At 59.5% G+C, this 9,555-nt stretch carries 9 protein-coding genes and 1 pseudogene; 4 read left to right on the top strand and 6 right to left on the bottom strand.

From position 1 onward, the window contains the following. Window positions 1–223: 223 nt before the first annotated feature. On the top strand, window positions 224–1,618 hold the full coding sequence (locus ACFFAR_RS15580) for an endo-1,3-alpha-glucanase family glycosylhydrolase (RefSeq protein ID WP_174365003.1): 1,395 nt from the start codon (window positions 224–226) through the stop codon (window positions 1,616–1,618). Between the two features lie 8 nt (window positions 1,619–1,626). Here the strand turns inward: ACFFAR_RS15580 and ACFFAR_RS15575 are convergent, their stop codons facing one another. Both ACFFAR_RS15575 and pyrE read right to left on the bottom strand, forming a co-directional pair. Beyond that, window positions 1,627–2,022 (bottom strand): VOC family protein, encoded by a 396-nt coding sequence (locus tag ACFFAR_RS15575; protein ID WP_062171070.1) that lies wholly within the window; start codon window positions 2,020–2,022, stop codon window positions 1,627–1,629. Between the two features lie 21 nt (window positions 2,023–2,043). Further along, entirely contained in the window at window positions 2,044–2,556 is a 513-nt protein-coding gene (gene pyrE / locus ACFFAR_RS15570) for an orotate phosphoribosyltransferase (protein WP_062171072.1), read from the bottom strand. A gap of 232 nt (window positions 2,557–2,788) precedes the next feature. Between pyrE and ACFFAR_RS15565 the strand changes: the two genes are divergently transcribed. Continuing rightward, window positions 2,789–3,310 carry a hypothetical protein gene (locus tag ACFFAR_RS15565; RefSeq protein ID WP_174365002.1) on the top strand — a complete coding sequence of 174 codons (522 nt, stop codon included), beginning with the start codon at window positions 2,789–2,791 and terminating at the stop codon, window positions 3,308–3,310. Window positions 3,311–3,320: 10 nt separating this feature from the next. Here ACFFAR_RS15565 and ACFFAR_RS15560 read toward each other — a convergent pair whose 3' ends face one another. Further along, complete coding sequence (locus ACFFAR_RS15560; RefSeq protein ID WP_375508088.1) at window positions 3,321–4,949, bottom strand: NAD-dependent malic enzyme; 1,629 nt, start codon at window positions 4,947–4,949, stop codon at window positions 3,321–3,323. Between the two features lie 67 nt (window positions 4,950–5,016). After that, on the bottom strand, window positions 5,017–6,183 hold the full coding sequence (locus ACFFAR_RS15555; RefSeq protein WP_174364086.1) for a mandelate racemase/muconate lactonizing enzyme family protein: 1,167 nt from the start codon (window positions 6,181–6,183) through the stop codon (window positions 5,017–5,019). A 134-nt stretch (window positions 6,184–6,317) separates the two neighbouring features. Here ACFFAR_RS15555 and ACFFAR_RS15550 point away from each other — a divergent pair, with 134 nt between their 5' ends. Then, the gene (locus ACFFAR_RS15550; RefSeq protein WP_174364085.1) at window positions 6,318–7,217 is read left to right on the top strand and encodes a LysR substrate-binding domain-containing protein; all 900 of its coding nucleotides are present in this window, start codon (window positions 6,318–6,320) and stop codon (window positions 7,215–7,217) included. A 220-nt stretch (window positions 7,218–7,437) separates the two neighbouring features. Further along, on the top strand, window positions 7,438–7,764 hold the full coding sequence (locus tag ACFFAR_RS15545; protein WP_062003051.1) for a DUF4148 domain-containing protein: 327 nt from the start codon (window positions 7,438–7,440) through the stop codon (window positions 7,762–7,764). Window positions 7,765–7,833: 69 nt separating this feature from the next. On the opposite strand, the gene ACFFAR_RS15540 is transcribed toward ACFFAR_RS15545, so the two are convergent. Both ACFFAR_RS15540 and ACFFAR_RS15535 read right to left on the bottom strand, forming a co-directional pair. Continuing rightward, window positions 7,834–9,075: a YbfB/YjiJ family MFS transporter gene (locus ACFFAR_RS15540; protein WP_174364084.1), complete on the bottom strand. Its 1,242-nt coding sequence runs from the start codon at window positions 9,073–9,075 to the stop codon at window positions 7,834–7,836. A gap of 79 nt (window positions 9,076–9,154) precedes the next feature. Further along, window positions 9,155–9,555 (bottom strand): annotated as a pseudogene (locus tag ACFFAR_RS15535) (hypothetical protein); the annotation flags it as partial.

Below are 9,555 nucleotides of genomic sequence, written 5' to 3'. Positions count from 1 at the left end.
GTGTTGTGAGTGGTGTAAGTGACTGCAGCTTGGCCCATCGTGAGCGATGGGCTTTTTTTCATCCTGTCATCTTGCGAATCCCTCTATACGTTTGGATACCTGATCATTAACGAAGTAGCTTAGACAAGGTTGTGCGCGCATTCTCATTCACAATTGCACGGTCGGTTTCGAAGCTCGTTTCCCTGGCAATTTCTAGCAGCATGCGCCGCGCGATGCAGCTACCATGACGGCGACACTTCTCTTGGTCGCCGTCGTGAATCCAGGTCCTCTCCAAAGCCGCCGTCGCTTGATACTCGCTTGCTTGTCGCTGTCTTGCGTATTGCCGGTGCCCATCACTGCTCACGCCATTGCGCCGTTATCAAGTCTCGACAAAAATCGCAAACGAGTCTTCGCTCATTACATGGTTGCATGGCCGCGGGGCGGACGACAGGCGAGCATCGAGTCGTATCGATCTGAAATGCGCGATGCACACGCACGCGGAATCGATGGCTTCGCGTTGAATTGCGGCGGTTGGCACCGAAGCGAACCGCAATACAAGCAACGTGTGATGAGCATGTATGAAGCGGCCGGGAGCCTTGATTTCGACTTCACGCTGTTTGTTTCCGCCGATGGCCACGCGCAGGACGAGATCGACGATATAGTCGAAAGTACGCGCGACCTGAAAGCGCAATTACGTATGGATGGCAAACCGGTTCTTTCGGCATACGCTGCCGGAGGCAAAGGATTCAGCAATGGCGCCGCGCTGATAGACCACGCCCGAAGGCTTGGTGCGTTCTTCGTGCCGCACTTTTTCCCCGAAAGCGGAGAGCGACTCATCACGCCCGTTGCAGCCGATCAAATTGTGCAGCGGCTAGGAACCGCCGATGGGTATTTCTACTTCGGAGCAGCAGGTTTGCCGGAGCTGATCGCGGATTCCGTCGAGTCTCTTGGCCCCGAACTGCGTGCACACGGCAAGCTCTTCATGGCGCCGGTGACGCCGTACTATCGCGGATTGCCTGCGGGCACGAATTATCGTGCGTTCGAGACGGAGGGTTTCTCGGGCATGGCAGCCGAATGGGAGGCGGCGATCGCATCGAATGCGTCGTGGGTGCAGATCGTGACGTGGAACGACTGGGCCGAGTCCACGTATGTGGCGCCCTTGCCCATGCCTGCCGGAGCTGCCGGCCGTGCTCATGTCTACGATGACCGATTTGGGGAGTTGCCCTCGCACGCGGCTTACCTCGATGCCAGCGCCTATTACATTCAGTGGTTCAAGACCGGTAACCAACCGGCGATCTTGCGCGACCAGTTGTTTTATTTTTATCGGTTGAATCCGCCGGCTTCGGCTGCGGGCACGCCACCGCAGAGTCAAACGCCGCTCTCGACGCGTATCCACGTATCGGTGTTCCTGACAGCGCCCGCAACGCTGATCGTGCAATTGCCGGGCGCGGATTCGGACAGGCAGATCGATGTCCACGTCGGAATCACCCATCTCAGCGTGGATTCACGCGCCGGCAGACCGCGCTTCGTGCTCAAACGTCAGGGAAAGAGGATCATCGATAAAAGCGGCGAACAGCCCATCACCGACGACGATTCCTCCGGCGCATACAACTATTTTTCGGGCAGCGCGCAGGCTTGAACAGCCGCTCACGCAAGAAGATGGCAAACCGCTTCAACGCGATTACCCGCCGGGTCGCACAGGAACGCAGCGTAATATCCGGCATGGTAGTCAGCGCGCAAACCGGGTTCACCATCCGAGCGGCCCCCCGCAGCGAGCCCTGCAGCGTGAAACACATCGACCTGTTCGCGCGACGCAGCCTTGAAACACCAGTGGCGTTTCGAATCCGTTACTTCTCCGTGATCGAGATACACCGCAAGATAAGTCGACGCCGCATCCTGCGGCGTGCAACGCTCACCGTATCCCAGCGCGTGCGGCAGGTCATATACTTTCGCAGCGCTGAGGGCGTTCATGATGGCATCGTAGAAACGCCGGGCAGCATCCATATCGGGCACGCCAATCGACACGTGATCAAGAAGCTGCATAAGGAGTGTGCTGGAAAGAGCTTAAGCGCCTTCGATTTGCGAAAATGTGAAAAGCGACCTCAGTTCAATGCCGATGCCTTCCAGCATTTCCTTGCCGCCGCTTTCTCGATCGATCACGCACAACGTCACCGAAACCGGCACACCGTCAGCGCGCAGCTTCGCGGTTGCATCGGCAATAGCACCACCGCTCGACACGATATCTTCCACCAGCACGAGCTTTTTCCCGGTTAGATCCGCACCTTCGGCGTACTTGCACGTGCCGTATTCCTTGGCTTCCTTGCGGATGTACGCCGCGGGCAGGCCGGTTGCCTGGCTCAGCATCGTCACGATCGGAATCCCGCCCATCTCGAGGCCACCAAGGATTTCCGTGCCGGGCGGGATCAACGGGACCATCGCCTCGGCGATCTCCTTGAGCAGGGACGGATCGGATTCGAAGCGATATTTATCGAAGTAGGTATTGCTGCGCTTGCCTGAGCGCAGCAGAAAATCGCCGCTCAGCTTGGACACTTCGCGGATTCGCTTGGCCGTGGACATGGATGGATTCCTCTTACTTTACCGGGGTGACATTTGTTTCGCGGTCGCAAATCTACGCGAAAAGTTGCGTTCGAGGAAGTGATTCCCTACAACTTCGGCAACGCCCGGCTGCGCGGAAGTGACCTGCCGATGCGCTGGATGCCTTGTCCATCAAGGCGCAGGGGCCTTTCGGGCCGCGGACTTCGTGCGACCTTACACTTGACGCCTCGTCCCTCGCGCGCAGGCACTTCACATGATCACGCTTCAAAAATCCATCGAAACTTACATTCGCGCGAAGGATGGCAACCGGCCGCATCTGATCGCCCAGGCGTTCGCCGCCGACGCCGAATTGACGATGAAAATCAATACCCGGGACATCGCGTTTCCGCCCGCCGTGAAGGGCGCGAAAGCCATTTCCGATGTGCTGGTCAGCGAATTCGCAGTGCGTTATGAGAACGTTTGTACGTTTTGTATCGGTGAAAAACCAGGCACCGAAACCACGTTCGCGTGCGACTGGCTTGTGTGCATGTCGGAGAAAGAGACAGGATCGGCGCGCGCCGGGTTCGGCCGGTACGAATGGACGGCCGATGATACCGGGCGCGTGCGGGCGCTGCGGATCACCATCGAAGAAATGATGACTTTGCCGCAAGAAACGGCCGAACCCATCCTCCAATGGGCGCAGGACTTGCCCTATCCATGGTGCCCGCGCGATCGACTTGCGGAAGGCGCACCGGAGATCGATGCGATCGCGCGGATCAGGGCTGCGCTCGCCTGATGCAGCCGGCCTAGAGCGTATAAGCCGGCTTGTAAGCGCAATCGCGGATCATTGCGGTGATGTCGTCGGGTCGCGGAACGCGTGCGAGATCGTTATCGAAGATGCATTCGGCTACCCGCACGGCCACATGCAGTGACGCCTCGAAGATCTTGCTTTGCGGCGGATAGATCAAACCGGTCGCAAGACTCGCGTCGGACACTTGCTCGGCGACCGCCTTTGCTGCGGCAATGAACATCTCATCGGTCACGCGGCTCGCCTGCGTGGCGAACACGGCCATGCCGAGCGCCGGGAAAATATAGACGTTGTTGCCCTGCCCCGGCACGAACGTCTTCCCCTCGATTTCCACCGGAGGAAACGGGCTTCCGCTTGCAAAGATGGCGCGGCCCGACGACCATTTGTAGGCCTCTTCCGCCGTGCATTCCGAGCGGGAGGTGGGATTGGAATACGGGAAGATGATCGGGCGTTCGTTGATTTCGGCCATTGCTTCGATCACGTGCTGATTGAAGAGCTTGGGCACTGTGCTCACACCGATGATGCCGGTCGGTTTCAGCGCCTTTACCGCGTCAGTGAAGGTGTCTACCGGCGCATGATCGACGGCGAAGGGCTTCTGGAAATCAGCAAGGTCGGTGCGCGATTTCACCATGAGGCCGTTGACATCGAATAGTGCATTGCGGGCGCGCGCTTCGTCTATGGTCAGTCCCTCCAGCACCATTGCCTGGCTAATCAATTCGGCAATGCCGGTCCCCGCCGAACCGCCGCCGAGGAACAGAAAACGCTGATCAACGAGTTTCTGCTTCGAGATATGCAGCGCGGCAAAGATGCCCGCCAGCGCGACCGCAGCGGTGCCCTGGATGTCGTCGTTATAGGTGCAGATCTTGTCCTTGTAACGCGCAAGCAGCGGCACGGCATTGAAGTTCGCGAAGTCTTCCCATTGCACGCAGCACTGCGGATGCAATTCGAGCGCCGCTTCAACGAACTCGTTCACGAATGCATGATATTCGTCGCCACGCACGCGTTCCTGCCGCAAGCCGAGGTAAAGGGGGTCATCGAGCAGATCGCTGTTGTTCGTGCCGACATCGAGCATGACCGGCAGGCAATATTGCGGCGGCACGCCGGCGCATGCGGTGTAAAGCGACAGCTTGCCGATAGGAATGCCCATGCCGCCCACCCCCAGATCGCCGAGTCCGAGGATGCGTTCACCATCCGTCACCACGATGAACCGGACTTCTTTCTCCGGCCAGTTCCGAAGAAGCTCCTTCACGCGGCCGCGCGCCGAGATGGGCACATACATGCCGCGCGTCGCCCGGAAAATATGATTGAACTTCTGACAGGCCTCGCCGACGGTCGGCGTGTACACGAGCGGCATGAAGGTCGCCGGATCGGACATGATCGTGGCGTAGAACAGGGTCTCGTTTCTCGCCTGCAGATCGGAGAGGAGCAGGTACTTCTGGAGGTCATTGTCGAGCGCGGCGAGTTCCGTATGCGTGCGTGCCACCTGCAGTTCGAGCGAGCTTGATCCAGGCGGCAAGAGTCCCTCGAGGTGATACTTGCGGCGCTCTTCCTCGGTGAATGCGGATCCTTTGTTAAGACGCGGATCGCGAAGGATGTCGCGGCCGGAAAGCTCGATCGGTTTCTGCATTTCAGTCTCCTGGTGTTAGCTGTGTGTGAATGGCCTCAACCCTTGAACCTGCGCTCAACCTGGGTGTTCAGGACGACAAGGCCTTCATGTGCGCATACAGATCGCTTTTCCCTTCAAAGCCTATACCCGGAAGTTCGGGCAAGGTCACATGACCATCGACTACTTTCACGCCGTCGGGAAAACCCCCGAACGGCTGGAACAGGTCCGGATACGATTCGTTGCCACCGAGGCCAAGACCCGCTGCAATGTTCAGCGACATCTGATGGCCGCCATGCGGAATGCAGCGTGAACGGGACCAGCCATGTTGATGGAGCATGTCGAGCGTGCGCAGGTATTCGACGAGACCGTAGCTCAGCGCACAGTCGAATTGCAGGTAATCGCGGTCCGCGCGCATGCCGCCATAGCGGATCAGGTTACGCGCATCCTGCATGGAGAACAAATTCTCGCCCGTTGCCATCGGCTTGTCGTAGTAGTTCCGCAGGGTCGCCTGCAATTCAAAATCCAGCGGATCGCCGGCTTCTTCGTACCAGAAGAGATCGTATTGCGAGAGCGCCTTGGCGTACTGGATGGCCGTATCCAGATCGAAGCGGCCGTTTGCATCGACGGCGAGTTTCTGTCCGTCCTGCAGCACGGACAGCACGGCATCGATCCGGCGCAGATCTTCGTCGAGCGATCCACCGCCGATCTTCTTCTTGACCACGGTATAACCCCGGTCAATGTAGCTGCGCATTTCGTCTTTCAGCTTGCTGTAATCCTGTCCGGGATAGTAATAACCGCCCGCGGCATAAACGAAGACCTTGCGATCCGGCGTGCCGTTGCCATAACGCTCGGCCAGCAACTGGAACAGCGGCTTGCCTTCGATCTTCGCCACCGCATCCCACACCGCCATGTCGATGGTGCCGATTGCTACAGACCGCTCACCATGGCCGCCCGGCTTTTCGTTGGTGAACATCGCGGCCCAGACCTTGTGTGGATCGAGGTTGTTACCCGTTGCATCGAGCAGCGAATCCGGATCGGCTTCTAGCACGCGGGGAATAAAACGCTCGCGCATCAGCTTGCCCTGGCCATAGCGTCCGTTCGAATTGAACCCGTAGCCAACCACCGGTTTGCCGTCGCGCATCACGTCGGTGATCACGGCAACCAGACTCAGTGTCATCTTGCTGAAATCGATGTACGCATTCCGAATGGCTGAACTGATCGGAATGGTCAGCTCGCGAATTTCCACGATTTTCATGTGCCTGTCTCCTGAATGCGGGTCTAAGTCGGGTGTAAGTGAACGGTCTAGCACGTGCTTCAGCCGATAACCGAAGCTTACGCGCGCCCTGCCGCGTTACACTTCACCGGTACACATTTGATTATTCAGTTTAAGTGAAGAACGACGGCACCTCGGATCTCGAATTTTTCGTTCAGCTTGCGCGCCTTGGCAGCTTGTCGGCGGCCGCGCGCGCGCTCGATCTGACGCCGCCGGCCGCAACACGCCGGCTTGCATTGATGGAACAACGCCTGGGAGTCAGGCTCGTGAATCGCACCACGCGCAGCACGAGTCTCACCGACGAAGGCGATACTTATTTGCGTCACGCCATCCGCATTCTTGCTGCAACGCGGGAGATGGAAGACGCGGTATCGCGCAGCCGCGAAGCGCCGCGCGGCATCTTGCGTGTGAATGCATCGCTTGGATTTGGCCGCACGACCATCGCGCCGCTCGTCTCCGCGTTCGTGCAGCGCTATCCGCAAGTCGAAGTTCAGCTTGATGTGACGGACAGGCCTATCGATATCGTCGAGCAAGGGTTCGATCTCGCCATTCGCTTCGGCGCACTCCCCGATACGCGGCTCAACGCGCGCCGCATCATGTCGAACCGGCGCTTTCTGTGTGCATCGCCAGCGTATTTACAACGGCATGGCAACCCCACCGCACTCAGCGACCTCGCGCGCCACAGGACCATCCTGCATCGGCAGAACGACGATGCCTATGGCGTATGGCGCTTCATGCGCGATGGCGAGACGGTATCGGTGAAAGTGCCGGGCGGCTTGTCGAGCAACGACGGCGATATCGTCCTTGGATGGGCGCTCGACGGACACGGCATCTCCATCCGCTCCGAATGGGATCTTGCCAAGTACCTCGAAAGCGGACGCTTGAAAGTGGTGTTGCCCGAGTTTCTTCTGCCGCCAGCCGATCTGTTTGTCTACTATCCGAGCCGCCGCAACCAGCCGGCGCGCATTCGTGCGTTCATCGATTTCCTGGCAGAGCACTTTCGCACGTCCCAGTGATCGCCGGACCATTGCCGCGAAAATGGGCCGAAACTTAAGCGACGCTGAGTTTCAACCGCTTTATTGTTGCCGAAACAACAAATATCTTTCGACGAAACTATCGTTTGATTACGTCAATAGGGGGCCTAGACTGGTTTCATAGGTTGCGTATGCAGATGAACAAATTGATCTGCAGCGCACTACTTGAAGCAGTCCAAGAACAGAACTCTGGAGGTTCATCATGACCAAGTCACTTATCCCCGCCCTGCTGATTGCATCGGCACTTGCAGCACCGACTTTTGCCTTCGCCCAGGACAACGCACCGGTTACGCGCGCAGAGGTTCGCGCCCAGTTGAGCACCCTGGAAAAGGCGGGCTATAACCCGGCGACAAACGACAACTATTATCCGCAGGGCTTGCAAGCGGCACAGCAGCGTGTTGATGCAGCCAACGGCGTAGAGACGCAGTCTTATGGTCCGTCGACAAGCGGTACATCGGCATCAGGCATGCGCGCGACGATGGCCCCCGCATCGCCGATTCAACAGCATTCGATTTACTTCGGGCACTAAGCAGCTTTTGACTGTTTGAATTCGAGCTCGCAAGGATCGCTCGTCGCCTTAAGGCGTCGGGCGATTTTTTCATGTGCGCGTGCTAGCCAAGGGCTTCTGCCACGCGGCTAAAACCGCGCCGACAGCAAGCATCGCGGATGAGTACATCAGGCCGCGCGCGAGTCCCGCGCCGTCCGAGATCCATCCGATCACCACCGGCCCGACGATCTGGCCGAATGCGAACACGATGGTGAATGCGCCGATGCCGCGCGTCCACTGCGCGGCGGGAAGGTTATGCCGCACGAACGCCGTAGTCGACGCCACCGCCGATAAAAACGTCGCGCCGAACAATGCGCCCGACACGAACGCAACGACCGGTTGCGCAAACACCGCGGGCATTATTGTCGCGAAGGCGAGGACGCCGTTGAACACCGCAAGCGCCTGACCGCCGCGCATGCGGTTGAGCAGTCCCGACCATATCCGCGCCGAGCCGATGGTCGCAACGCCGAGCAGCACATAGAACGCCGTGACCACCGCCGAGCTCATTCCCGTGGATCGAAGCAGCGCGATCAGGAACGTCATGTAGCCGATATACCCGACCCCGAAAAGCCCATATCCGGCGAGCATGAAACCGAGCCGGGTCAAAGGAAGACGCGCGGCAGACTGCAGGTTTGCGGCCACGGGCGCAGCCTCGTGGATTCCTGTCTTGCGCGCCGCCATGATCGCCGCGACCGAAGCAAGTCCGCAGGCCGCCGCAAGCGCAAACCACGCCCATTGCCAGCCGTGCACGCCGGGCAATACCGTGACGGGAACCAGCAACGCGGCCGCGATGATCCCAAGACCCGCGCCGCCGTAATACAGGCCGAGCACAAGACCGGCATCGTGTGGATGAGCCGATGCAAGCCGCGCCGCAAGCACGCTTCCGCCTACAAAAACGGATGCGCTCGTCATGCCGGTCACGACGCGTTGAACGAGTAGCGCATGGGTATCGGAAACGAGACCGCCCGCGATCATCAGGACCGCCGTCAGCACGCATCCCCAAATGAAACACACGCCCGCCGGCCAGCGGCGCGCGAGCAATGGGAAAGTCAGCGCGCCGAGCAGATAACCGAGCGCGTTTGCCGTGTTCATCGCGCCGGCTTGCGCGAAACTCCAGCCGAGATCGGCTTTCATGGCGGGCAATAACAGCGCGTAGGAAAACCGCGTGAGGCCGAGTGCAATCGCGGTGCCAAACGATAAACCCACCGCAAGCACGAGCGTTGTGCGCCGTGAATGCGCGGTGTCCGATGCAGGAAAGTATGGTGCCGCGGTGTTACGGGGTTCGTCGATCATCGGCTGGGCGGCTTGAGCTTTCGGGATGCGTGCAACGCAACAAGTGCAGTAGAAGCGCCACCATGATAATGCGACACTTCTACTTCTTGCTCGATACCCGCGACGGAATCGCGCTCGTGCACGCCGCCACACATCCCAGCACGAGCGCAACGCCGGTCACGACCAGCGCGCCATTCGCGAGTCCCACGCCCGCCGCCACGACCGAGCAGGCGGCATAACCGTTCAACGCAGCGATAAACACCGGGTACGCGCGATCAGCGAGCGCCATGGCGAGGTAGGCGCCGATCAGCGCCACCATCGCGCCGATGATCACCACCGCGACCGCACCGCCCTCGAACCCCGCCGTATAAGCGATCACCGTGCACAACGCGGCGCACGCGAAGTGCATGCCGCTGGCGGGCGTGTTGAAGAACACGCCATTGAGCGCGCGGATGCGCGACCCGACGCGCAGGTACCCGGCCGCAAACACAACGATCACCG

The sequence above is a fragment of the uncultured Caballeronia sp. genome (assembly GCF_964243625.1).
In the GTDB taxonomy this organism is placed as follows: domain Bacteria; phylum Pseudomonadota; class Gammaproteobacteria; order Burkholderiales; family Burkholderiaceae; genus Caballeronia.
Note: the sequence above shows the minus strand (reverse complement) of the source record. Positions and strands in the feature narration are given on the sequence as shown.